The sequence below is a fragment of the Cognatilysobacter xinjiangensis genome, assembly GCF_014651995.1.
GTDB lineage: Bacteria > Pseudomonadota > Gammaproteobacteria > Xanthomonadales > Xanthomonadaceae > Cognatilysobacter > Cognatilysobacter xinjiangensis.
Genome location: NZ_BMXY01000001.1, coordinates 1,145,017 through 1,169,554, shown reverse-complemented (window position 1 = coordinate 1,169,554; position 24,538 = coordinate 1,145,017). Strand labels below are relative to the sequence as shown.

Here is a 24,538-nt window from a genome sequence, read left to right as displayed (position 1 = left end):
ATCGACCGATGCGCGACCTTTCGCCGCTGTTCGCCACCGATTCAGTACGACGCTTCGAAGCCGATGCGATCGCCGTCGCCGCGGACGAGGCGGTGCTGATGGAGCGCGCCGGCCAGGCCGCCTGGCGCCGTGCACTCGAGCTATGGCCGTCCGCGGCCCGCCTGCTCGTGGTCTGCGGCGCGGGCGGCAACGGCGGCGATGGCTTCGTGTTCGCGCGCCTCGCGCATGAGTCGGGGCGACAGGTGACCGTCGTCGAACACGCGCCACGAGGAATCCACCATGCCGCGGCGGCCGCGGCGCGCTCGCGTTTCGTCGATGCGGGCGGAAACGTCGAGCCTTGGCGCGATGCACTGCCGGACGCCGATCTGGTGGTCGACGCGCTGCTTGGTATCGGACTGACGGCCGAGCCGCGCAACGATGCTGCCGCGGCGATCTCGGCGATCAATGCCCATGCGGCGCCCGTGCTCGCGCTCGACGTGCCGAGCGGGGTCGATGCCCGCGGCGTTCCCGGCGAGGCGGTGCGCGCGCAGGCGACGATCGAATTCCTGCTACCTAAGGCGGTGCTGCGGACCGGTCGCGCGCTTGAATGCGCGGGGCGGCTGAGCTGCGCGGCATTGGAGGTGACCGGCGTGACACCGCCTGCCCCCAACGCCTTGCTGGCGGATGCATCAGGGCTTTCGCGCTGGCTGCGGCCGCGTCGCAGCGACACCCACAAGGGCGAGCAGGGACGGGTTGCCTGCGTCGGCGGCGACACGGGCAGCGCGGGTGCGATCCTGCTCTGTGCCGAGGCCGCCGCGCGCACGGGCGCTGGGCTGGTGCGCGTGCACACGCGCGATGCGCACCATGCCGCGCTGCTCGCGCGTCGCCCCGAGCTGATGGCCACGCCCGAGTGCGAAGGTGTCGATGTCGACTGGCCCGATGCGATCGCCATCGGTCCCGGCCTCGGGCAGGGCAACTGGGGCTTCGCGCACCTTCATCGCGTACTCCAGGCGGACATCGCCTGCGTACTCGATGCGGACGCAGTCACCATCGTCGCGCGGCACGGGTTCACGTTGCCCACGCGTTCGGTGCTGACGCCGCACCCGGGCGAGGCCGCACGCCTGCTCGGGACGACGACCAACGATGTGCAGCGCGACCGCTTCGGCTCAGCCGCCGCGATCGCCGACCGCTACCGCGCCGTGGTCGTGCTCAAGGGCGCCGGAACCATCGTCGCGGCCGCTGGCCGCGTGCCGCTCGTACTCGACGCGGGCAACCCGGGCATGGCCACCGGCGGCATGGGCGACGTGCTGGCCGGCGTCATCGCCGCACTGATGGGGCAGGGCATGGCGCCCTTCGACGCGGCCTGCGCCGGCGCGCTGCTGCACTCCGCCGCCGGCGACGCCGCCGCGGCCGACGGCGAGCGCGGGCTGCTGGCTGCCGATCTCATGCCGCAATTGCGGCGACTGGCGAATCCCGCATGAACCTGCGTTTGCCCGATGCCCCCGCGACCGACGAGCTGGGCGCGGCGCTGGCGCGAACCCGCCCTGCGCAGGCGGTCGTGCACCTTGTCGGCGACCTAGGTGCAGGTAAGTCCACGCTGGCGCGCGCGCTGCTGCGGGCGCTCGGCGTGCAGGGCACGATCCGCAGCCCGACCTATACGCTCGTCGAGCGTTACCCGGTCGACGGTGGCGAGGCGCTGCATCTCGACCTCTACCGCATCGGCGATCCCGGCGAGCTGGACTTCCTCGGCCTCGACGCGTCGGAGGTCTGCCTGTGGCTTGTCGAGTGGCCGGACCGCGGTGCGGGCTCCCTACCGCCGGTCGACCTGCGGATCGAATTGTCGATCGACGGCGACGGGCGCGCAGCCGTGCTGACGCCGTTCTCACCCGAGGCTCACCGCTGGCTTACGCGGCTGGAAAGTGCCTTCACATCGGTTCACCTGCGGACCTGAATGAGGAAAGTGCGGCAGGTCCCGGATTCACAAGGAAAAGTTGCTTGCATTGACGGCGCGCCGGTGGTTGACTACCCGGCATGCGCGTGAAGGCTGACACTGTGCAGAAGGTCCTCCTCGGGGCGGCGCTCCTTGCTGCGCTGGCGTGGAACCTTGCCCAAGCGGCAGAAGTTCGCGCCGTCCAGCTGAGCCGCGGTGCCACCGGCACCCGCGCCGAGATCGCGCTGGACTCGGCGCCGGCCGACTACCGCCTCATCCGACTGGCCGGCCCCGACCGTCTTGTCGTCGACCTGCCGGCGTCGTCGGTTCGTCGCGGCGCGTCGCTGCCGGCACCCGCGGGTGTGGTTCGCTCGGTGCGCTATGGTCAGCCCGAGCCCGGGGTCGCGCGGATCGTCTTCGACCTTGCCCAGCCTATCGCCGCGCTGCAGCCGCAGGTCGAGCCCGCCGCGGGTGGCTCGCGGCTGGTGATCGAATGGCCGGGCGACGACGAGCCGGCGTCGGGCACGGACACGCTGGTGGCGACTGGTGCGGCTGCGACCGGGCCGGCCGTGTCCTCGCCGGCACCCGTCACCGCGGCGCCCGTATCGAGCGTGGTCCTGCCTCCCGCGCAGACCGCGACGTCCAGCAGCCTGGATGCCGTGATCGCCTCCGTCGGTACGACGTCCATGTCCGGCGCGACGCCTCGCTCGACCCAGATTCCTGTCGGCATGCAGGCACAGGCGCAGCCCGCGCCGACCGTCGCCGCGGCCAATACACCGCTCCCGCAACCCGTCAAGTCGCTGCGGGACGCCAATGGCAAGGCGCTGCGTCCGCTGGTCATCGCCATCGACGCCGGCCATGGCGGACAGGATCCCGGCGCCCTCGGCCCGAGCGGCCGCCGCGAGAAGGACGTGACCCTCGCGATCGCCCGCGAACTCGCTCGTCAGGTCAATGCGACGCCCGGCTACAAGGCGGTGCTCACCCGCGACGCCGACTTCTTCATTCCGCTCAACGAGCGCGCGCGCCTCGCCAAGCGCGCCGGCGCCGACATGTTCGTGTCGATCCATGCCGACGCCGCGGAGAACCGCAACGCGCGCGGCTCGTCGGTCTACGTTCTCTCGCTGAAGGGTGCATCGTCGCAACGTGCGCGCTGGCTGGCGGACAAGGAGAACGCGGCCGACCTGATCGGCGGCGTACGCGTCGAGCCCGGCAACACGCTGGCGTCGGTGCTGCTCGACCTCACCCAGAGCGGCAACCTCAAGGCGTCCGAGGACGTCGCTGGGCAGGTGCTGACGGGCCTGGCGCGGCTGGGGCCGAACCACAAGTCGACCGTCGAGCGGGCCAACTTCGCGGTGCTGCGGACCTCCGACATCCCGGCGATGCTGGTCGAAACCGCCTTCATCTCGAACCCGGACGAGGAGCGGCGCCTCAGCGACCCGGCGCAGCAGGCCGCCATCGCGCGGGCCGTGTTCGGCGGCATCAACGGCTACTTTGTCCGCACGCCGCCGCCGGGCACCATGCTCGCGGCGCTGGCCGGCAGCGATGCCGTCGCCGACAGCGGGCGCGCGGCGGTCAACCGCTGACCCCGCCATCCGCGCGGCCCGGCGGCCGCGCGTCTATCATCGACGGCCATTACCGCGCGAACGCGCGATGAAGCCCGCCGTGCCGATCCGACAGCTTCCCGATGTCCTCATCAACCAGATCGCAGCCGGCGAGGTCGTCGACCGCCCGGCGTCCGTCGTCAAGGAGCTGGTCGAGAACGCCCTCGACGCGGGAGCCGGCCGGGTCGACATCGATCTGGAGGAAGGCGGCACGCGCCTCATCCGCATCCGCGACGACGGCCTTGGCATCGAGCCCGACGAAGTGCCGCTCGCGGTGCGCCGTCATGCGACGAGCAAGATCGCGAGCCTCGACGACCTCGAAGGCGTCGCGACGCTCGGCTTCCGCGGCGAGGCGCTGCCGTCGATCGCGTCCGTAAGTCGTTTCGCGCTGGTGTCGCGCACGCGCGAGGCGGCGCACGCGACCGCGATCGAGGTTGATGGCGGCCTGGTCGGCGAACTCGCGCCTCGCGCGCATCCGCACGGCACCACCGTCGAGGTGCGTGATCTGTTCTACAACGTGCCGGCGCGCCGCAAGTTCCTGAAGGCCGAGCGCACCGAGCTGTCGCACATCGAGGACTGGCTGCGCCAGCTGGCGCTCGCGCGGCCGGACGTCGAGCTGCGCGTCTCGCACAACGGCAAGCCGTCGCGTCGCTGGAAGGGCGAGCGCGACCTGCTGTCCGGCGAGCGCCTGCACGAGGCTCTGGGCCCCGATTTCGTCCGCCATTCGCTGCGCGTCGAGCAGGGCGACGTCGGCGACGGCCGCGGTCTTCGCCTGCATGGCTGGATCGCCGAGCCCAGCTACAACCGCGCCAGCACCGACCAGCAGTTCCTGTTCGTCAACGGCCGCGCCGTGCGCGATCGCAGCGTCGCGCATGCCGTGCGCCAGGCCTATGCCGACGTGCTTTTCCACGGGCGTCATCCGGCCTACGTGCTGTTCCTCTCGCTCGACCCGCGGCGCGTCGACGTCAACGTGCATCCCGCCAAGCACGAGGTGCGCTTCCGCGACGGTCGCCTGATCTACGACTTCGTCTACCGCACGTTGCAGGGCGTACTCGCGGAGACGCGTGCAGGCTCGAGCCTTGCGGGCGTCGCCGCGCAGGCGGCCGCGACCAGTTCCGCGCCCGCCATGCCGGCCTGGACGCCACCGCCGCGGCAGTCGCCCCTCGGTTTTCAGGTCGCCGAGACGCGTGCGGCGTATGAGGCGCTCTACGCGCCGACCGAGCGCGGCCTGCCGGTGTCGGCGCCGTCGATGGCCGCGAACGAGGACGACGGCATTCCGCCGCTGGGCTATGCGCTCGCGCAGCTGCACGGCATCTACATCCTGTCCGAATGCGCCGACGGGCTGATCGTCGTCGACATGCATGCCGCGCATGAGCGCATCGGCTACGAGAAGCTCAAGACTGCGCACGACGGCGAAGGCCTGCGCACGCAGCCGCTGCTCGTGCCGCAGGCGGTGGCGGTTTCGGAGCGCGAGGCCGACGTTGCCGATCGCGAGGCCGCGACGCTCTCGCAACTCGGGTTCGAGGTGACGCGCACAGGCCCTCAGTCGCTGCTGCTGCGCGCGGTGCCGGCACTGCTGGCGAACGGCGATACCGAGGGACTGTTGCGCGATGTGCTCGCCGACCTGCGCGAACACGGCGAGACGCGGCGCATTGCGGCCGCGCGCGATGAGCTGCTGGCGACGATGGCCTGCCATCACGCGGTGCGCGCGAACCGTCGCCTGACGATCCACGAAATGAATGCACTGCTGCGCGAGATGGAAGCCACCGAGCGCTCGGGCCAGTGCAACCACGGTCGCCCGACATGGGCGCGCTTCTCGTTGCCGGAGATCGATCGATGGTTCCTGCGCGGCCGTTGATGCGCTACGTGCTGCTGGGCACGCTGCTGTTGCTTGCAGGCTGCAGGAGTGATGGCCCGACCGCACCGAAGGCGGCGGCGCTGCCGGCCGAGTACGTCAAGACGCAGCAGGCGTGGCGCGAGGAGCGTGTCCGCCAGCTGACTGCGGCGGACGGCTGGACGTCGCTCGTCGGCCTGCACTGGCTCGATCGCGGCGCGCACTACGCCGGCAGCGCCGCAGGCAACGGCATCCGGCTCGCCGTTGGGCCCGAGCACTTGGGCATGTTCGACGTAACGCCGCGCGGCGTGCGCTTCGTGCCCGCCCGGAACGCCGCGCTGACCATCGACGGTGCAGCCGCGCGCACTTCGACGCTGCGCGCCGACGACGACACCGCCGGCCCCAGCCTCATCGCCTTCGACGAGGGCCGCGGCCGCGCCACGGTGATCCGCCGCGGCGATCGCTATGCGCTGCGGGTCAAGCACGCCGACGCGCCGTCCCGCACCGGGTTCCGTGGCCTCACCTACTGGCCGGGCGGACCCGACTGGATCGTCGACGCGCGCTACGTTCCGAACCCGGCCGGACGCACGATCGACATCGTCAACATCGTTGGTACGGTCGAGCCGATGCCGAACCCGGGTCGCGTGGAATTCGAGCGCGGCGGCCGCACGCATCGCATCGAGGCGCTGGACGACGGCAGCGGCGGCGTGTTCCTCGTGTTCGCTGACCGCACCAGCGGGCACGGAAGCTATGGCGCCGGTCGCTTCATCGATGCGCCGGCACCGTCCAACGGCCGCGTCCGCATCGACTTCAACCAGGCCTACAACCCGCCCTGCGCGTTCACGCCGTTCGCGACGTGCCCGCTGCCGCCGCCCGAAAACCGTCTCGATCTCGCCGTGAACGCAGGCGAGAAAGCCTACGTGCACTGATGGAGCACTCGATGCGCCGTTTCGCCCTCGCGATCGCGGGCCTGCTGCTCGCGTTGCCCGTGTCGGGGTCCACGCCGACGCCCGTACGCACCGACGCGCCGCCGGTGCCACTGCTATGGAAGGTCTCGGACGCGGACAACAGCGTTTATCTGCTCGGCTCGTTCCACCTGCTGCGCAAGTCGGATTATCCGTTGTCGGCCGACATCGATCGTGCGTTCGATGATGCCGAAGCGCTGGTGTTCGAGATCGCGCCCGAGGAGCTCGACGATCCGGGCATCGCGGCCCGGATGCTGCAGCTGGCCACGTCGAATCCTGCCTCCACAATCGGACAGGTGCTGCCGACCGAACTGCGCGAACCGTTGCAGCGGCAGGCACGCCGGCTCGGCGTGGCGCCCGAGCAGCTCGACCAGTTCGAGCCCTGGTTCGTGGACACCACGCTGGTGACGCTGATGGCCCAGCGCAATGGTTTCGCGCCGGAGGACGGGCTGGATCGCCACCTGATGGCGCGTGCACGCGCGGCAGGCAAGTCCGCATCGGGCCTCGAGACGGTCGCGCAGCAGTTGGCGACGCTGGACGGCATGCCGATGGACGAGCAGATCGACACGCTGCGCGAGTTCGTCGAGGAGGGCGAGGGCGCGACTGCGCGACTGGAGGAACTGCACGGCGCGTGGCGACGCGCGGACGTCCCGCTGCTCGAGCAACTTACGCGCGAGGACATGGCCGACCGCACGCCGGTCACCTACCAGCGCCTCAATGTCGACCGCAACCGCGCGTGGATTCCGCGCTTCGAGGCGATGCTGGCGAAGCCCGCGGGCAACGACGTGCTGGCCGTGGTCGGCGCGTTGCACCTGCTCGGCGACGATGGCGTGGTCGCGATGCTGAAGGCGCGCGGCTATCGTGTGGATCGCGTCTGCACCGCGTGCGATAGCCGCACGACGCGCTGATCGCGTTTCAGGCGGCCGGCACCAGCACGATGCAGTCGACCGGGCAGGCGGGCACGCAGAGCTCGCAGCCCGTGCAGAGCGGCTCGACGACCGTGTGCATGTGCTTCGCGCCGCCGACGATCGCGTCGACCGGGCAGGCCTGGATGCACTTGGTGCAGCCGATGCAGTCCTCTTCGACGACCAGCGCGACCTGCGGCGGCTTGTGCATGCCGCGCGTGCGGTCATAGGGCAACGCGGGCACGTCCAGTAGCCTTGCGAGCGCCCGTGCGCCTGCATCGCCGCCCGGCGGGCAGTGGTCGACGCCGGCTTCGCCCTGCGCCATCGCTTCGGCGTAAGGGCGGCAGCCGGCGAAACCGCACTGGCCGCACTGCGTCTGCGGCAGCAGGCGGTCGAGGCGCTCGACGAGATCGGTCATGGCGATGCCGCGGATGCGGCCACGACGCTCAGCGGACCGGCATGCCCGGCGCTGCGCCGTCGTCGGCGTCCAGCAGGAACAGGCTGCCGCCGTCGAAGCCCGCCGAAAGGACCATTCCCTCGCTGACGCCGAAACGCATCTTGCGCGGCGCGAGGTTCGCGATGAACACCACGCTGCGGCCGACGAGCTTCTCCGGCTCGCCGTAGGATGCCCGGATGCCGGAGAAGATCTGGCGCTGGCCGAGGTCGCCCGCGTCCAGCAGGAAGCGCAGCAGCTTGTCGGAACCGTCGACGAAGCCGCATTCGACGACCTTGCCAATGCGCAGGTCGAGCTTCGCGAAATCGTCGATGCCGATCGTCGTGCTGCCGGCAGGTGCGGCCTCGGCCTTCGCGGCCGGCGCCTTGGCGGCCTCGGGCTGCGCGGCGGGCTGGGCGGCCTTCGCGGCGTCGGTGGGCTGGAGGGTGTCCTTGCTGGCGTCGGTCATCGCATTGATCTGCTTCGGGTCGATACGGGTGAAGAGCGGGGTATAGGGCGCGATCTCGCGTGCGACGAGCGGCTGCCCGACATCGTTCCACGACGCCACCGGCGCGCGCAGGAAGGCCTCGGCCTGCGCGGCCACGCGCGGCAGCACCGGCTTGAGCGCGACGGCCAGCACGCGGAACAGGTTGAGGCCCTGCGTGCACACAGCCTGCAGCTCGGCCTCGCCACCTTCCTGCTTGGCGAGCACCCACGGCTTGGTCTCGTCGATGTAGCGGTTGGCTTCGTCGGCGAGCGCCATCGCTAGGCGCAATGCGGTGGCGGCCTCGTTGCGCGCGTAGGCGTCGGCGATCGGCTGCAGCTGCGCGACGAAGCGCTCGTACATCGCGGCGTCGGGCAGGGCGTCGGCGAGACGGCCTGCGAAGCGCTTCTCGATGAAACCGGCGCAGCGGCTGGCCAGGTTGACGAACTTGCCGACGATGTCGGAGTTCACGCGCGCGACGAAGTCTGCGAGGTTGAGGTCCACGTCGTCGACGCCGCCGGAGGTCTTCGCGGCGAAGTAGTAGCGCAGCGCCTCCGGGTCAAGGCCCGATTCGAGATAGGTACGCGCCATCACGAACGTTCCGCGCGACTTCGACATCTTCGCGCCGTCGACCGTCAGGTAGCCGTTGACGTGCAGGCGCGTCGGCGCGCGCAGCCCCGCGCCGTGCAGCACGGCCGGCCAGAACAGGCCGTGGAAGTTGACGATGTCCTTGCCGATGAAATGATGCATCTCGGCGCTGGAATCCGCACGCAGGAACGCGTCGAAATCGATGCCTTGGCGCCGCGCGAGCGTCCTGAAGCTGGCGAGGTAACCGATCGGCGCGTCGATCCAGACGTACAGGAACTTGCCGGGATGACCGGGGATCTCGAAGCCGAAGTACGGCGCGTCGCGCGAAATGTCCCAGGCGCGCAGGCCGCCTTCGGCGTCGAGCCATTCCTGCAGCTTGGCCTTGACGCCCGGAATCGCGACGTCCCCGGCCAGCCACTCCCGCAGGAACGCATCGAAATGGCCGAGTTCGAAAAAGAAGTGTTCGGACTCGCGCAGCTTCGGCGTTGCGCCGCTGATGACCGAGCGCGGTTCCTTGAGCTCCGTCGGCGCATAGGTCGCGCCGCAGTGCTCGCAGTTGTCGCCGTACTGGTCGGCGGTGCCGCAGTTGGGGCAGATGCCCTTGACGTAGCGGTCGGGCAGGAACATGCCCTTGACCGGGTCGAACAGCTGCGCGACCGCGCGGCGCGTGACGTGGCCGGCGGCGTCGATGGCGCGGTAGATCGAGAGCGTCAGCTCGCGATTGACGTCCGAATTCGTCGAATCGTAATGGTCGAAGGCGACGCCGAAGTCGGCGAAGTCGCGCTCGTGCCCGGCCTGGATGCCGGCGATGAAGGCCTCCGGCGTGGTGCCGGCCTTCTCGGCAGCCAGCATGATCGGCGTGCCGTGGGTGTCGTCCGCGCAGACGAAATGCACCGTGTGCCCGGCCATGCGCTGCGCGCGGGTCCAGATGTCGCCCTGGATGTAGCCGACCAGATGGCCGAGATGCAGCGGGCCGTTGGCATAGGGCAGGGCGCAGGTGACGAGGATCTGGCGGGACATGGGTGCGGCGTTGCGTCGGGGGTCGTGAAGTATCGCATGCAGGCACCGCGCGGCCTGGGGACCGCGGCCGCCGAAACGGAAACGGCCCGGTTGCCCGGGCCGTCGGTACCGCGGATGTAGGCCGGAATCAGTCGGCGCGCACCCAGGTCTGCGTCTTGCAGATCACGAACTTGCAGCCGGTGACCTCCAGCTTGTTGCCTCCGTTGACCAGCTTCACGCTCTTGGCCTTGAAGTTCATGCCCGCGGACGCCTTGAAGCCCTCGCCGTTGCCCCAGCCGCCGTCCACCGGCGACAGGTTCCACAGGATCGGCATGCCGATCGTCGACTTGCCCTTCTGGGCGCCGCTGCACTTGGTGCAGGTCGCCGCCGACGGATCGATTGCCTCGACGATCTTCGCGGCCAGCTTGCCGTTCTGGGCCTGGTAGACCTCGGCGATGGTCATGACCTTGCCGGTTTCCTCATCGAAGGTCTTCCAGCGGCCGACGGGCGAGTTCTGGGCCGACGCGACCACGGGCAGGGCGAGCATCAGCAGGGCAAACAGTTTCGTGCGCATGGGTCCCCCTCAGGACATTGGATCGCTGCGCCGCGCGCAGGTGGCTCTTTATAACCGGATTCCCGGGCGGCGGCGCGGCGCCACGGCCGCCTGTTCAGCCGGGACGCGCTCACGCCGAATGCCTGCAGGCGCCGCCTCACCGCCGGTACGGATCCCGCCCGTGCCTACGCTGCGGTCGACGCGAGTAACCGGGACGACTACGCGCGGCCTCTCGCCTTCGCCTTGCGTGCCGCGCCCGAGCACCGCCGCGCGTACGTCGTGTACGTCGTGGCCGGCGTGGCGGCGCTCCGCTTGCGCCGGATGTCCCACCGACCGACGGATCTGCTGGGCTTCACTCGAAAAGAGCGGGTGCGGCGCATCGATCGAGGCGCGCTGCCAATGCGCTTGGGGTCCGGATGTGGCGAACGTCTCGATCTGGCGACGTTTCCCGGCGGCGGTCACCGCATCGCCCGAATGGGCGAGTTTCCGTGGTGCAAGAAGAAGCCCGGCTTTCGCCGGGCTTCGTGTTACGTCAAGCGGGGCGATTTAGAACTTGTAGCCCACGCTGAAGTACATGCGACGGCCCTGCGGGTCCGCGCCGATCGTGTAGTCGAAGAACGGATAACCCGTGTAGCTGGCATCTTCGCGGTACTGCTCGTTCAGCACGTTGTTGATGGTCAGCGAAGCGGTCAGGTTCGGGCCGAACTTCTTGGCGACCTGCAGGTTGTAGAGCATCCACGGCTCGAGGCGACGCGGCGAGAACGCACCGGTCTGGGTGTCGACGTAGTCGGCGCCCGCCCAGTTGCCGTTGCTGCCGAAGCGCGTACCGAACACCGTCGTGGTCCAGTCACCCTTCGACCAGGACACCGTGCCGCGCACGCGGCTGCGCTGATCGCTGATCAGCACGCTGTCGCGGTACTCGATCAGCTCGTCACCCTCGAACTGCTTGTACTTGTTGGTGAGGCTGAGCGAGTAGCCGAGCTCGAGGCTGAAGCGGCCCCAGTTCTCGGTGTCGAAGCGGTAGCGGTAGGTGGCGTCGATGCCGCTCGAGTCCTGCAGCGCGGCGTTGATGTACGCCGAGTTCAGGCCGTCGACGCGGTTGTCGAGCGCCGTGCCCGGGTTCGAGGGCAGGCGGGTCACCAGGCTCAGGATGTTCTGGCAGAACGCCGAGTCGATCGAGTTGCCGAACGGCGTACCGTCCGGGTTGGTGCCGAGGCGGCAGTTCGCTTCGTTCTGCAGGATGTAGGTCGAGCTCAGCTGCGTCGCCGCATCCTTGAGCTTGATCCGCCAGTAATCGACGGAGACATCCATGCGTTCCATGATGTCCCACACGAAGCCACCGGTGAAGGACTCGCCTTCCTCTTCCTTCAGCAGAGGATTGCCCGCGACGCGCGTCTGCGCCTGGTAGAGGGTACGGTCGCCCGACACGTTGCACTGTGCGCGGGTGCGCGGCGTGGCCGGGGTCGGGGCGCCGAGGCCCGTGCCCGAGCGGCACGAGTACTCGTCGAGGATCGTCGAGTACGAGGCGGCGCCTTCAGCGAAGACGAGCTGCATGTCCGGCGCGCGGAAGCTGGTCGCATACGACGAACGCAGCAGCAGCTTGTCGAACGGACGGAACTCGAGGCCGATGTTGTACGTGATCGCGTCGTCGACCGCGGTGATGTCGTCGTACTTGTCGTAACGACCCGCCAGCTGCGCCGTGAGGTTGCTGAGGATCGGCACGCGCAGCTCGACGCCGGCGGCGTAGCGGTCACGCTTGCCGTGGGTCTCGCCCGAGCTCGTCAGGTTGTAGATCGTCTGCGAGTCGCGCGGACGCAGCTGGTCGGTACGCGGATCGCTGATCAGGTCGAACTCCTGACGCGCCGCTTCGACGACCGCCGCGAAGCCGACGGAGCCGGCCGGCAGGTCGAACAGATCGCCCGCGACGTTGAAGTTGAAGGTCGAGGAACCGGTCTGGCCCTTGTTGATGACGCGCGTCGACAGGCCGGCGTACTGCTCCGGCGTCAGCGGGGTCGCCCAACGGGCAAGGTTGAGGTTGTAGATCGGGTAGCCGCTGATGAACTGCGGTGCGCCGGTCGCGGTGGTCAGCTGCGGGCCGAGGAAGTAGTCATGCACGGCCTTCGACAGCAGACGAGGGCGGTTCGCCGTGTAGTCGTAGCGCGAGGTCGCCAGCGAAGCTTCCCAGTCGAACGCTTCGCCGAACGTGCCGGTGGCGCCGACCATCACGTCCCACGTGCTCTCGTCGAAGTTGGTGGTCGACGCTTCGAGGCCGCCGATCTCGAACGGGTTGATCACGCGCTGCAGCTGGATCAGCGCACCGAACTGCGGGTCGTAGTACACGCTGCTGGCGCCGCCGCTCGAGGTGCGCAGGAACTGGTCACCCGAGGTGCCCCAGAACTCGGTGCCGCCGGTCGCGGATGCCTTGCTGGAGTAGTACGTCGCGCTGCCGAAGAGCTGGACGTTGTCGGTCAGATCGAACGTGCCGTAGCCGTAAGTCGACCAGAACTCTCCCTTGTTAACGATCGAGCGCGAAGCCGACTGGTCGAACGAGCCGCAGTACTGGCCACGCGCCGCCGTGGTGCGGGTCGTGTAGCCAAAGCGGTCGCAGGCTTCCTGGCCGGGGTAGTAGGCGTTCTGGCCCACGCCGGTGCCCGACTGGCGGATGGCGATCAGCGACAGCGCCGGGTTGGTGAATTCGGCACCCTTCGGACCGTTGCGGCTGTCCTTCAGGAAGTCGCGCTGGCTGGCGAAGACGGGCTCGTTTTCCCCGTATTGCAGGGCGTAGACGGCGCTCCAACGGTCGCCCGTGCGGCCGCCGGTGTATTCGAGGTTGACGCTGTCACCGCCGCCATCGGAGGTCGTGCCGACCGTGCCGCGGAGGAAGTTGCCGTCGAAGTTCTTGCGCGTGACGATGTTGACCACGCCGGCGACCGCATCGGAACCGTAGATCGCCGAGGCGCCGCCGGTGAGCACTTCGACGCGCTCGATGATCGACGACGGGATGGCGCGAATGTTCACGACGTTGTTGTCGCGGTTGTACGGCTGCGGGTACTGCGCCGGGCGACGACCGTTGATAAGCGTCAGCGTGTAACCGGGGCCGAGGTTACGCAGGTTCACGACCTGGGCGTTCGGCGTGAAACCGGTGACCGCGAGGTCGCCGGTGAACGACGCCGTGGTGTTCTGCGTCAGCGTCTGCAGCATGTCGCCGACGGTCTGGAAGCCTTCGCGGTCGATGTCCTCGCGGGAGATGACGGTGACCGGCGCCGGGCCTTCGATCTGGTTACGCGCGATGCGCGAGCCGACGACCGTGACGCGATCGAGCGCCGCCTTGTCGTTGCTGCTGGTCGCGGTGGTGGTGGTTTCGGTGTCGGTCGCATCCGTGTCGGCCTGCTGCGCGAAGGCGGCGGTGGCGACCGGCAGAGCGAGGGCGGCAACGACCGCGGCCGTGATGCGGCTGCGCCGCAGCCCCTGGTTGTTTACTGGCATTTCGTATCCCCGAAAAAGACAATAGCGAGGCCGCCATACGTGGCAGCGAAGTTGGTCAACCCCTGACGCCCCCGAACCTAACATGGTTTTAACGAGCGAAGGAACAGGGGTTGACATCACAGTCCGCGCCAATCGGGGAATTTCGTCATGTCGGATCCGTTCATCGAGGCACTCGGCCGCCTCGTCATCCCCGAATTGGGCCTTCCGTTGTCGGACGTCGCAGCTATCCGCCGGCGGGGGGGCGTGGACGGCGCAGGCGTCTTCGACGTCGCACTCGGGGTACCGTCTGCTGCGCTGCAGCATCGCGTTGCGACGCAAGCGCAGGCGGTCGTCGACGCGACCGGCATCGCGGCGCGCGTCGAGGTACGCCAGCGCATCCAGGCCCACAAGGCCCAGACCGAGGCCGCGCTGCCAGGCATCCGCAACATCCTCGCCGTCGGCTCTGGCAAGGGCGGCGTGGGCAAGTCGACGGTCGCGGTGAACCTCGCGGTTGCGCTGGGCCAGGAGGGCGCGCGTGTGGGCATTCTGGATGCCGACATCTACGGGCCGAGCGTGCCGACGATGCTGGGTCTGTCGGGGCGGCCGGACAGCCCCGACGGCAAGTCGATCGAGCCGCTGCGCGCGTTCGGCCTGCAGGCGATGTCGATCGGGCTGCTGGTCGAGGCCGACACGCCGATGATCTGGCGCGGCCCGATGGCGACGTCGGCGCTCACGCAACTGCTCAACGACTCGCGCTGGGACGACCTCGACTACCTGATCCTCGACCTGCCGCCGGGCACCGGCGACATCCAGCTCACGCTGGCCCAGAAGATTCCGGTGGCGGGCGCGATCGTGGTGACCACGCCGCAGGACGTCGCGACGCTGGACGCGCGCAAGGCCCTGCGCATGTTCGAAAAGGTCGACGTGCCGATCCTTGGCCTGGTCGAGAACATGGCGCTGCACGTCTGCTCGAACTGCGGGCAGGCCGAGCACATCTTCGGCGAGGGTGGCGGGCAGCGTCTCGCCGAGCAGTACGGCTATCCGCTGCTGGGCAGCCTGCCGCTGGAGCGCACGATCCGCGAGCGCGGGGACGCGGGCGCGCCGATCGTGGCGAGCGAGCCGGAGTCGCCGGCTGCCAAGGCTTTCGTCGCGACCGCGCGGCGCGTGGCCGTCGAGCTGGCGCGGCGTCCGGTGGTGGCGCAGCCCCTGTCGATCCGCCTCGCGGGCGACTGAGGGCCTGCGGCGGCGGGCCGCGACGCCTCGGGGCGCATGGCCGCTAGAATGCGGTCCCCACGTTTGCCGGACGCGCCGCATGTCGATCAAGTCAGACCGCTGGATCCGCCGCATGGCGCAGGAGCACGGCATGATCGAGCCGTTCGAGCCCGGCCAGGTGAAGCGCGCCGCCGACGGCCAGCGCATCGTCAGCTACGGCACGTCGAGCTACGGCTACGACGTGCGCTGCTCGCGCGAGTTCAAGGTCTTCACCAACATCAATTCGACGATCGTCGACCCGAAGCATTTCGACGAGGGCAGCTTCGTCGACATCGAGTCGGACGTCTGCATCATCCCGCCGAACTCGTTCGCGCTCGCGCGCACGGTCGAGTACTTCCGTATCCCGCGCGACACGCTGGTGGTCTGCCTCGGCAAGAGCACGTACGCGCGCTGCGGGATCATCGTCAACGTGACGCCGCTCGAGCCCGAGTGGGAAGGCCACGTCACGCTCGAATTCAGCAACACGACGCCGCTGCCGGCGCGCATCTACGCGAACGAGGGCGTCGCGCAGATGCTGTTCTTCCAGTCCGATGCCGACGACGTCTGCGAGACGTCCTACCGCGATCGCGGTGGCAAGTACCAGGGCCAGACGGGCGTCACGCTGCCGCGCACCTGAGTCGCTTCAGCCCGCCCCGAGCGCCTCGCGCAGGCGGGCGAGGGCGGCGTCGCGTGCCGTTTCACCATAGCGCTCGGCGGGGCCGCCCCACACCGGGCGCGGCCAGGCGGCATCGTCGGTGGTGCGCGCGACCACGTGCACGTGCAGCTGCGGCACCATGTTGCCTATCGCGCCGATGTTGAGCTTGTCGACGCGGTGAAGCCGGCGCAGCACGTCACCGCAACGCGCCACTTCGTCCAACAGCGCGTGGCGATCCGCCTCCGGCAGGTCGATCCATTCCGTCGCCCCGGCCACCCGCGGCACCAACACCAGCCAGGGAAACAGCGCGTTGTCGAGCAGGCGCACGTCGCTCAGCGGAAGCGAGGCCACGGGCAGCGTGTCGGCGCCAAGCTGGGGATGCAGGGTCCAGGCGCTCATGCGAGCGAACGTCGCAGGAAGTCGACGCTGCGCGTCCAGGCCTGCGCCGCGGCTTCGGGCGAGTAGTCGGCGCGGCGATCGCAGTTGAAGCCGTGGCCGGCGTCGTAGACGTGGATCTCCGCGGTCGGCAGCTTGCGGCGATGCAGTTCGATCTGCTCCGGCGGGATGCTGTGATCGTGCTCGCCGAAGTGCAGCAACATCGGCGCGCGCAGCGGCTCGTCGAGGAAGGGCAGGCTGCGGGCGCCGTAATAGCTGATGGCGGGCAGGCCGATGCGCGTATTGGCGAGCAGGGCGACACTGCCGCCCCAGCAGAAACCCACCGCGCCGACATTCGGATGATGCTCGCGAAGCCGCGCAGCCGCCGCGTCGACGATATCCACCGCGGCCTCCATTCCGAGCGCGCCGACGAGCTCGCGGCCGCGCGCGATGCCGGCCTCGTCGTAGCCGAGTTCCACGCCGCGCTCGACGGGGTCGAACAGGGACGGCGCGATCACCTCGAAGCCCTCGCGCGCGAACCGGTCCGCCACGTCGCGTATGTGCCCGTTGACGCCGAAGATCTCCTGGATGACTACGAGGCCGCCGGTGGCTTCGCCGTCGGGGGCCGCGTGCCAGCCGCGCACCGGCCCGCGCCGGGTGTCGAGTTCGATCCAGTCGCCCATCACGCCTCCGTATGAATACGTGCCACGGCCGCTCGGGAGCGGCCACCGCCCGCCGTTATACTGGACGCCCGCTGTGGCCGCCGTCGCAGCCCCCGGGCCGTCGGTGACGACCGCCCCCGAGATCCCGTCATGTCCCAGAACTCTCTCCGGAACCCCAAGGTGGGTTTCGTCAGCCTCGGCTGCCCGAAGGCGCTCGTCGACTCCGAGCGCATCCTCACCCAGCTGCGCGTCGAAGGTTACGACCTCGTCCAGACGTACGACGACGCCGACGTCGTGGTGGTGAACACCTGCGGCTTCATCGACAGCGCGGTGGAGGAGTCGCTCGATGCGATCGGCGAGGCGATGGCCGAGAACGGGCGCGTCATCGTGACCGGCTGCCTGGGCAAGCGCGCCGACGTGATCCGCGAGGCGCATCCGGACGTGCTCGCGATCAGCGGCCCCGCGGACTATTCGAGCGTGATGACCGCCGTGCACGCCGCGCTTCCGCCGACGCGCAACGCGTTCCTCGACCTGCTGCCCGCGGCGCAGGACGACGTCGGCATCAAACTCACGCCGAAGCACTACGCGTATCTCAAGATTTCCGAAGGCTGCAACCATCGCTGCAGCTTCTGCATCATCCCGTCGATGCGCGGCGACCTCGTGTCGCGCCCGGTCGACCAGGTGCTGCGCGAGGCCGAGAAACTCGTGATGGGCGGCGTGCGCGAGCTGCTCGTCGTGTCGCAGGACACCAGCGCCTACGGCGTCGACGTACGTTACGCCGAGCGCGAATGGCGCGGCCGCGCCTACCAGACGCGCATGAAGTCGCTCTGCGAAGGCCTGTCGCAGCTTGGCGTGTGGTCGCGCCTGCACTACGTCTACCCGTACCCGCACGTCGACGACGTCATTCCGCTGATGGCCGAGGGCAAAGTGCTGCCTTACCTGGACATCCCGTTCCAGCACGCCAGCCCGCGCGTGCTGCGCCTGATGAAGCGCCCCGGCGCGGTCGAGAAAACGCTCGAGCGCGTGCAGAACTGGCGGCGCATGTGCCCGCAGCTCACACTGCGCAGCACGTTCATCGTCGGATTCCCGGGCGAAACCGAGGCCGAGTTCGAGGAGCTGCTCGACTTCCTCGACGAGGCGCAGCTCGATCGCGTCGGCGCGTTCGCGTACTCGCCGGTCGAGGGCGCGGCGGCGAACGACCTGCCGGACCCTGTGCCGGAGGACGTGAAGCAGGAGCGCCTCGCGCGTTTCATGGAGCGCCAGGCGGAGATCTCGGCCGCGCGCCTGGAAGCGAAGGTCGGCACGGTCCAGCAGTGCCTGGTCGACATGGTCGACGGCGAGCTCGCGATCGCGCGCTCGAAGGCCGATGCGCCGGAGATCGACGGCGTCGTGCAGATCCAGAACGGCGGCGAGATGGGCCTGAAGCCGGGCCAGTTCGTCGACGTCGAGATCATGGGCAGCGACGAGCACGACCTGTTCGGCGAGGCGCTCGCGCCCGAGCCGGCCAAGCTCGCGCCGCTGCCGATGCATGCCTGAGCCGGGTGGCCGGCGTTGCAGCCGGCCCGCGCGGTGACTACGCGGGATAGGTCACGTCGACGATCGCCATGCGGCGCGGCCCCGACGGCAGTTCGACAGCGACCTCGTCGTCCACGCGTTTCTTCAGCAGCGCACGGGCCAGCGGGGAGTCGATGCTGATGTCGCCACGCGACGGCTCCGCCTCGTCGGGGCCGACCAGCCGGTAGCGCGACGTGTCGCCTGTATCGACGTCTTCCAGCTCGACCGTGGCGCCGAAGAAGATCGCATCGCGATCCGCCGGCGCTTCCTCGATCACGCGCAGCGACGGCACGCGCTTGCTGAGGTAGCGCACGCGTCGGTCGAGCTCGCCGAGCTGCTTCTTTCGATAGATGTATTCCGCGTTTTCCGAGCGGTCGCCTTCCGCGGCCGCCGCGGACAATGCGCGGACGATTTCCGGCCGTTTCACCCGCCAGAGGTCGTCCAGCTCCGCCTTCAAGCCCTCGAACCCGTCGCGGGTGATCAGCGCGGTGCTTTGCTCGCCCGGCGGCCGCCAGCGTCCCACGTCAGCGACCGCGGCCGCCGAGCAGGCTGCCCAGGAGGCCCCGCACGATCTGCCGGCCGAGCTGGCTCCCCACCGTTCGCGCCGCCTGCTTGGCCATCGTTTCCAGCAGGCCCTGGCGATTGGACGCCCGCTGAGCCGGGCGGGCGGGGTCGGCAGCGGGCGCGGTAGCGGCGATCGGCGCTTCGGCACGGCGCGCGAGCATCTCGGCCGCGGAATCGCGGTCGAGCGCCTGGTCGTACTTCGCACCGACCGCACTGGTCGCCCGCAACTGGTGCCGCTCGGCAGGCGTGATGGGTCCCATGCGGCAGCGCGGCGGCGCGATCATCACGCGCTCCACGGGCGCGGGGACGCCGCTCGACGACAGCACTGAGACCAGCGCCTCGCCGATCGCCAGCTGGGTAAGCGCCGCCTGCACGTCGATGGCCGGATTGGGCACGAAGGTTTCGGCGGCCACGCGCACGGCCTTCTGGTCGCGCGGCGTGAACGCGCGCAGGGCGTGCTGGATGCGGTTGCCGAGCTGTCCGAGGATCTCCGGCGGCACGTCGTCCGGGAACTGCGAACAGAAGTACACGCCGACGCCCTTGCTGCGGATCAGCCGCACCACCTGCTCGACGCGCTGGCGCAGCGCCGGCGCGGCATCGTCGAACAGCAGGTGCGCCTCGTCGAAGATGAAGACGAGCTTCGGGCGGTCGATGTCGCCGACTTCGGGCAGCCGCTCGAACAGCTCCGACAGCAGCCACAGCAGGAAGGTCGAATACAGACGCGGCTTGAGGATGAGGCTGTCGGCCGCCAGCACGCCGATCACGCCGCGTCCGTCCGGCGTGGTGCGCATCAGGTCGGCGATGTCGAGCGCGGGCTCGCCGAAGAACTTCTGCCCGCCGTCCGATTCCAGCCGCAGCAACGCCCGCTGGATCGCCGCGATCGACGGCGCGCTGACCAGCCCATACTTCGTCGACACGGACTTGCGCTGCTCGGCGAGGTAGCCGAGCACGGCGCGCAGGTCCTCAAGGTCCAGCAGCAGCAGTCCCTCGTCGTCGGCGAGGCGGAAGGCGATGTCGAGCACGCCCGCCTGCGTGTCGTTGAGCTCGAGCATGCGCGCGAGCAGGATCGGCCCGACCTCCGACACCGTCGCGCGGATCGGATGTCCGGCCTCGCCGAACAGGTCCCAGAGGATCGCGGGGCTGGCCTCGGGCGCGTGGTCGGTTATGCCGAGCACCGCAAGGCGCGACTGCAGGCGCTCGTCAGGCGAGCCCGGCATCGCGACACCGGCGACGTCGCCCTTCACGTCCGCCATGAACACCGGCACGCCGATGCGGGAGAAGCCTTCGGCCAGCGTCATCAGCGAGACCGTCTTGCCCGTACCGGTCGCACCGGCGACGAGCCCGTGGCGGTTGCCGACGCGGGCGGGAAGTTCGACGGCCGCGAGCGCGGGAGGCGCCGTCTTGCCGAGCAGGACCGTGGGCGTCATCGAATGGCCGCTTGTGGAGATGACCCGATTCTAACCACGCGTTCGCAAGCGGCCTGAACCGCGCCGACGTTCCTTGCCGGGCCCCGGATCGGCGGCTACGCTCGCCCGTCCGTCGTGTCCGTAATGCCATCGATGACTCCGTTCCCGAATCGCCACCGACTGCTGCAGGCCTGCATCGCGGCTCTCCTCGTCGTCCCCGCGTTTTCCGTCGCCGCGCGGCGCGAAGCGGTGACCGCCGACTCGCTCACGGCCCGCATGCAGGCCGCGGAGGCGCGCTTTACCAAGGCTGCGATCGGCGTGCGCAACGGCGAGCCGGAGGCGCAGCGCGAGAGCGACGCGGCGCTGCAGGACATGGAGGACGCGATGAACGCCTGCGCACGGCTGCGCGGCTGCCAGATGAACACCATGCTGGCCACGTACAACCGCCTGCTCAAGCGCACGGTCGACACGGAGATGGAGGAGGACGACGACGACTTGGCCGCCGATGCGCTCGGCCACGAGCTCGGCGGCGACGTGCCGCGCGGCGCCGACGCCGCGTCGTTGCTGGCCGACGACCACCGCTTCGACCGCATGGTCGAGTACAACCCGGCCGTGCAGCAGTCGATCCGGCGCTGGCTCACCGACATGCGCGGCCCGCTGATCGCCAGCTGGGAGAACTACCGCAACATGCGCCACCTGATGTGGCCGGAGTTCGAGAAGCGCGGACTGCCCGAGGCGCTGCTGTTCGGCATCATGGCCAAGGAGTCGAACGGCAAGGTCCATTCGACCTCGCGCGCCGGTGCCGCGGGCCCGATGCAGTTCATGTACAACACGGGCCTCCGCTTCGGCCTCGGCAACGACGGCACCGGCTTCGACACGCGCTACGACCCGCGCTCGGCCGCGATGGCGAGTGCCGAATACCTCGCCGAACGCATGCGCCAGCTCGACGGCAACATCGAGCTCGCGCTCGCCGGTTACAACGGCGGCGAGGGCCGTGCGCTGCGTGTCTACCAGTCCAGCGGCGGCCGCCCGTTCTGGGACGAATCGGTCTACAACCAGTTCCCGGCCGAAACGCGCGATTACGTGCCGATGGTGATCGCCGCGGCGTGGCTGTTCCTGCACCCCAAGGAATACGGGCTGACGCTGCCGAAGGTCGAGCCCAAGCCGGTCGCCCTTCGCCTGGTGCAGCCGGCGTCGATCTACCAGCTGAGCATCTGCCTCGGGAACAAGGGCGTGCGCGAGGGCTACATGCGAACGCTGCGCAACCTCAACCCGCGCTACCAGCCGGAGACGTTCATTCCCGCGGGCACCACGATCAGCGCGACGGCGCGGATGGTCACGCAGTACAACCGCTGGTGCACCAGCGGCGCCCGTGCGGACCTCGCGCGCACGCTGGTGGTGAGCGACCCGAGCCGCGCGATCGTGCGGGCAGGGCAGCTGCAGACGGTGGCGCGAACGACCGATGATTCGGCCCCGGGCGATACGGTGGAGGCGACTATGCCTGTGCCCGCGGCAACCGCAGCGCCGGCGCGGAAGCCGGCGTCCAAGCCGGCCGCGCCGCGCGCCTATCGCGTTCAGGAAGGCGAGTCGCTGGCGACCATCGCCCGCAAGTTCCGCTGCGACGTCGGCGATCTCGCCAAGGCGAACGACATCAAGCGGCCGAACTCGCTCAAGCGCGGGCAGTCGATCCGGCTGGCGGGCTGCGAGGGCTAAGCCCCACGGACGTCGCAACGGAAAAGGGCCGCTCGATGCGGCCCTTCTTTCTTGCGCCGTGCGATGTCCCCGCTCAGCCCGCGCCGTCGATCCTGCGCGCCAGACGCTCCCCCAGCCGCACCGGCGATTCCGCGCCGAGCGAAGGATCGAGCTCCGCCACGCCCGGCGGCAGCAGCACGATGACGGTCGAGCCGTAGTTGAAGCGCGCCATCTCCGCGAAGCGCTCAAGCGTGATGCCGGTTTCGTAGGTCTTCTCGGTGATGCGGTCGCCGTACTGCGGGATCTCGACACCGCTCCAGACCGTTTCCACGCCCGACACCAGCAAGGCGCCGACCATCACCAGCACCATCGGCCCGAAGTCGGTGTCGAAATGGCAGACGAGGCGCTCGTTGCGCGCGAACAGCCGCGGCACCAGGCGCACCGCGTTCGGGCCCACGCTGAAGAGGCGGCCGGGCACGTGCACGGTGCGGCGCAGCGTGCCGGTCCACGGCATGTGGACGCGATGGTAGTCCTTGGGCGAGAGGTAAACGGTCGCGAACAGGCCGTTGGCGAACGGCCGCGCGTCAGCCTCGCTGCCGAGCAGCTCCGCGGCCGTGAACGAGCGGCCCTTGGCCTGGAAGATCTCGCCGTCGCGGACCGGGCCGCACTGGCTGATGCGGCCGTCGGCGGGCATCAGGATCGACGCGGCGTCCGCATGCGGCTGGCGCGCGCCGGGTTTCAGCGATCGGGTGAAGAACGCATTGAACGAGTCGTACGAGCGCGGGTCGGCGTTGGCGGCTTCCTCGAGGTCGACGCCGAACTTCCGCGTCACCGTGTCGATCAGCCAGCGGCTGACGCGCGGGTGCTTCGAATAGGCGAGCGAGCGCGCCAGCGACGACAGGAAGCGATGGGGCAGGGCGTAGGTGAGGCGCGTGACCAGGCTCATCGCTGCGTCTTCGTCAGGTGGGTGAGGTCGTCGGCGATGGCCAGCGCGTCGAACGGCGGCTGCACCAGGCCGGCCATGCGGGCCTGCGGGTCGAGCATCACCAGCGCCCCGCTGTGCTCGATGCTGTAGGCATCGGGCGCCGCCTCGTCGTGCGAAGGCACCTTCGCGAACACCAGCCCGATCGAGCCCACGAACCGCTCCAGCGTCGGCACGTCCGCCGTCGCGGCGAGCGTGTCGCGATGGAAGGCGTGCGCGTATTCGCCGACGCGGTCGGGCGTGTCGCGCTCGGGGTCGACCGACACGAACAGCACGCGCGGACGCCTCGATTCCGGCAGCGACTCCCACTGCTTCTGCGCCTTCGACAGCTCGCCGAGCGTGGTCGGGCAGACGTCCGGGCAGTGGGTGAAGCCCAGGAACACGACGGTCCAATGGCCGCGGAGCTCGCCCGGCACCAGCTGGGTACCGTCGGACTGGCGCAGCGTGAACGGCGCCACGCGGCGCGGCGGGTCGATGAGGTGCACCGCCTTGGTGGTCGGCAGTGCCACGGTCGGCCCGAAGAACAGCCTCGCGACGACCAGGCCGAGGCCCGCGGCGAGCGCGGCGGCGAGGACGAGCAGCGTGGTCCGGTTGAACATGGCGGCTCCTGGCACGACGGGACGGCGATGATAACGGCCGCCCGCTATAATCGCCGGCCTTTCTGCGCGTGCGACGTCAATGGACGCCGGTCTCCCGACCTTCCAGCAGGCTTCGATCATCGACCTGATCCGCTACGGCGGCTCGTTGTTCAATGCCTCCGGCCTGACCTTCGGCCACAGTTACGACAACGCGCTCGACGAGGCCACCCAGCTCGTCCTGCACGCCCTGCACATGCCGCACGACCTCAGCCCGGTGTACGGGGCCTCGCGCGTCACCGAGGAGGAGATGCGCCGCGTGCTGGAGCTGTTCCGGCGCCGTATCGAGGAACGCGTGCCTGCGGCCTACCTGACCGGTGAGGCCTGGTTTGCCGGCCTGAGCTTCAAGTCGGACGGCCGCGCGCTGGTGCCGCGCTCGCCCATCGCCGAGCTGATCACCACCGGCTTCGAGCCGTGGTTGGGCGAGCGGCACGTCGGGCGAGCGCTCGACCTGTGCACGGGCTCGGGCTGCATCGCGATCGCCACTGCGCACTACCACCCGAACTGGGAGGTGGTCGGCATCGACATCAGCGACGACGCGCTGACGCTTGCCGAGGAGAACAAGGAGCGCCTGCAGGTGCCGAACGTCTCCTTCGTGAAGTCGGACCTGTTCGACGGCCTGCAGGGCGAGGTGTTCGACCTCATCGTCACCAATCCGCCGTACGTGACCAACGACGAGACGGATGCGCTGCCGCGCGAGTACTCCTACGAGCCCGAGCTGGGCCTGCGCGCAGGCGACGACGGCCTGGACCTCGCGCTGCGCATCCTGCGTGACGCGCCCGAGCACCTGAGCGAGGACGGCGTGCTGATCTGCGAGGTGGGCGAGGCCGAGCGCGCGCTGACCGCGCTGCTGCCGGAGCTGCCGCTGGCCTGGGTGGAGTTCAAGGTCGGCCAGATGGGCATCTTCGTGGCCGAGCGCGCCGACCTCGTCGAGCACGCCGGGCGCATCCGCGAGCTGGCCGACGCGCGCGCGAAACGCTGAGGCGTCGGTGCGGCGCGCCCGTCGCGCCGCGAACCCGCTGCGGT

At 69.7% G+C, this 24,538-nt stretch carries 20 protein-coding genes and 2 pseudogenes; 12 read left to right on the top strand and 10 right to left on the bottom strand.

The genetic code is table 11. From position 1 onward, the window contains the following. The first annotated feature begins 8 nt into the window (after positions 1-8). The 7 genes and pseudogenes from IE066_RS05435 to IE066_RS05410 all read left to right on the top strand — a co-directional run bounded on the left by IE066_RS05435 (position 9) and on the right by IE066_RS05410 (position 7,217). Positions 9-1,460, top strand: a complete 1,452-nt coding sequence (locus tag IE066_RS05435) for an NAD(P)H-hydrate dehydratase (protein WP_189447548.1) — start codon at positions 9-11, stop codon at positions 1,458-1,460. After that, positions 1,457-1,930: a tRNA (adenosine(37)-N6)-threonylcarbamoyltransferase complex ATPase subunit type 1 TsaE gene (tsaE, locus tag IE066_RS05430; protein WP_189447545.1), complete on the top strand. Its 474-nt coding sequence runs from the start codon at positions 1,457-1,459 to the stop codon at positions 1,928-1,930. Before IE066_RS05435 ends, tsaE begins: the two co-directional genes overlap by 4 nt. Before the next feature lie 80 nt (positions 1,931-2,010). Further along, a complete protein-coding gene (locus tag IE066_RS05425) occupies positions 2,011-3,492 on the top strand; it encodes an N-acetylmuramoyl-L-alanine amidase (protein ID WP_189447543.1) in 1,482 nt (493 codons plus the stop codon). A gap of 79 nt (positions 3,493-3,571) precedes the next feature. Then, positions 3,572-4,579: pseudogene (gene mutL, locus IE066_RS14990) on the top strand (DNA mismatch repair endonuclease MutL); the annotation flags it as partial. A gap of 195 nt (positions 4,580-4,774) precedes the next feature. After that, positions 4,775-5,368: pseudogene (locus IE066_RS14985) on the top strand (DNA mismatch repair MutL family protein); the annotation flags it as partial. After that, a complete protein-coding gene (locus IE066_RS05415; RefSeq protein ID WP_189447539.1) occupies positions 5,347-6,273 on the top strand; it encodes a DUF1684 domain-containing protein in 927 nt (308 codons plus the stop codon). The pseudogene IE066_RS14985 and the gene IE066_RS05415, both read left to right, overlap by 22 nt. Before the next feature lie 11 nt (positions 6,274-6,284). Beyond that, on the top strand, positions 6,285-7,217 hold the full coding sequence (locus IE066_RS05410; RefSeq protein ID WP_189447537.1) for a TraB/GumN family protein: 933 nt from the start codon (positions 6,285-6,287) through the stop codon (positions 7,215-7,217). 7 nt (positions 7,218-7,224) lie between these two features. Here IE066_RS05410 and rnfB read toward each other — a convergent pair whose 3' ends face one another. From rnfB to IE066_RS05390, 4 genes are all read right to left on the bottom strand, one after another. After that, the gene (rnfB, locus tag IE066_RS05405; protein ID WP_189447535.1) at positions 7,225-7,632 is read right to left on the bottom strand and encodes an Rnf electron transport complex subunit RnfB; all 408 of its coding nucleotides are present in this window, start codon (positions 7,630-7,632) and stop codon (positions 7,225-7,227) included. A gap of 28 nt (positions 7,633-7,660) precedes the next feature. Continuing rightward, positions 7,661-9,739 carry a methionine--tRNA ligase gene (metG, locus tag IE066_RS05400; RefSeq protein WP_189447533.1) on the bottom strand — a complete coding sequence of 693 codons (2,079 nt, stop codon included), beginning with the start codon at positions 9,737-9,739 and terminating at the stop codon, positions 7,661-7,663. Positions 9,740-9,866: 127 nt separating this feature from the next. Then, positions 9,867-10,292 (bottom strand): DUF2147 domain-containing protein, encoded by a 426-nt coding sequence (locus IE066_RS05395; RefSeq protein ID WP_189447531.1) that lies wholly within the window; start codon positions 10,290-10,292, stop codon positions 9,867-9,869. A 525-nt stretch (positions 10,293-10,817) separates the two neighbouring features. Next, positions 10,818-13,757, bottom strand: a complete 2,940-nt coding sequence (locus IE066_RS05390) for a TonB-dependent receptor domain-containing protein (RefSeq protein WP_189447529.1) — start codon at positions 13,755-13,757, stop codon at positions 10,818-10,820. A gap of 147 nt (positions 13,758-13,904) precedes the next feature. Here IE066_RS05390 and apbC point away from each other — a divergent pair, with 147 nt between their 5' ends. Next, positions 13,905-14,969 (top strand): iron-sulfur cluster carrier protein ApbC, encoded by a 1,065-nt coding sequence (gene apbC, locus IE066_RS05385; protein WP_189447527.1) that lies wholly within the window; start codon positions 13,905-13,907, stop codon positions 14,967-14,969. Positions 14,970-15,048: 79 nt separating this feature from the next. Next, a complete protein-coding gene (gene dcd, locus IE066_RS05380; RefSeq protein ID WP_189447525.1) occupies positions 15,049-15,624 on the top strand; it encodes a dCTP deaminase in 576 nt (191 codons plus the stop codon). Between the two features lie 6 nt (positions 15,625-15,630). Here the strand turns inward: dcd and IE066_RS05375 are convergent, their stop codons facing one another. Together IE066_RS05375 and IE066_RS05370 are read right to left on the bottom strand one after the other, a co-directional pair. Continuing rightward, on the bottom strand, positions 15,631-16,041 hold the full coding sequence (locus tag IE066_RS05375; RefSeq protein WP_189447523.1) for an HIT family protein: 411 nt from the start codon (positions 16,039-16,041) through the stop codon (positions 15,631-15,633). Beyond that, positions 16,038-16,700 (bottom strand): dienelactone hydrolase family protein, encoded by a 663-nt coding sequence (locus IE066_RS05370; RefSeq protein WP_189447520.1) that lies wholly within the window; start codon positions 16,698-16,700, stop codon positions 16,038-16,040. Before IE066_RS05370 ends, IE066_RS05375 begins: the two co-directional genes overlap by 4 nt. 129 nt (positions 16,701-16,829) lie before the next feature. Between IE066_RS05370 and rimO the strand changes: the two genes are divergently transcribed. Further along, positions 16,830-18,215 (top strand): 30S ribosomal protein S12 methylthiotransferase RimO, encoded by a 1,386-nt coding sequence (gene rimO, locus IE066_RS05365; RefSeq protein WP_189447518.1) that lies wholly within the window; start codon positions 16,830-16,832, stop codon positions 18,213-18,215. Between the two features lie 37 nt (positions 18,216-18,252). Here the strand turns inward: rimO and greB are convergent, their stop codons facing one another. Next, positions 18,253-18,756 carry a transcription elongation factor GreB gene (gene greB / locus IE066_RS05360; protein ID WP_189447516.1) on the bottom strand — a complete coding sequence of 168 codons (504 nt, stop codon included), beginning with the start codon at positions 18,754-18,756 and terminating at the stop codon, positions 18,253-18,255. A gap of 1 nt (position 18,757) precedes the next feature. Then, on the bottom strand, positions 18,758-20,224 hold the full coding sequence (locus IE066_RS05355) for a helicase HerA-like domain-containing protein (protein ID WP_189447514.1): 1,467 nt from the start codon (positions 20,222-20,224) through the stop codon (positions 18,758-18,760). 132 nt (positions 20,225-20,356) lie between these two features. On the opposite strand from IE066_RS05355, the gene IE066_RS05350 reads away from it, so the two are divergent. Next, the gene (locus IE066_RS05350; protein ID WP_189447512.1) at positions 20,357-21,916 is read left to right on the top strand and encodes a transglycosylase SLT domain-containing protein; all 1,560 of its coding nucleotides are present in this window, start codon (positions 20,357-20,359) and stop codon (positions 21,914-21,916) included. Between the two features lie 73 nt (positions 21,917-21,989). On the opposite strand, the gene asd is transcribed toward IE066_RS05350, so the two are convergent. Both asd and IE066_RS05340 read right to left on the bottom strand, forming a co-directional pair. Then, positions 21,990-22,841: an archaetidylserine decarboxylase gene (gene asd / locus IE066_RS05345; RefSeq protein WP_189447510.1), complete on the bottom strand. Its 852-nt coding sequence runs from the start codon at positions 22,839-22,841 to the stop codon at positions 21,990-21,992. After that, positions 22,838-23,476, bottom strand: a complete 639-nt coding sequence (locus tag IE066_RS05340; RefSeq protein WP_189447507.1) for an SCO family protein — start codon at positions 23,474-23,476, stop codon at positions 22,838-22,840. Before IE066_RS05340 ends, asd begins: the two co-directional genes overlap by 4 nt. 79 nt (positions 23,477-23,555) lie before the next feature. Here IE066_RS05340 and prmB point away from each other — a divergent pair, with 79 nt between their 5' ends. Next, complete coding sequence (gene prmB / locus IE066_RS05335) at positions 23,556-24,494, top strand: 50S ribosomal protein L3 N(5)-glutamine methyltransferase (protein ID WP_189447506.1); 939 nt, start codon at positions 23,556-23,558, stop codon at positions 24,492-24,494. Positions 24,495-24,538 lie beyond the last annotated feature (44 nt).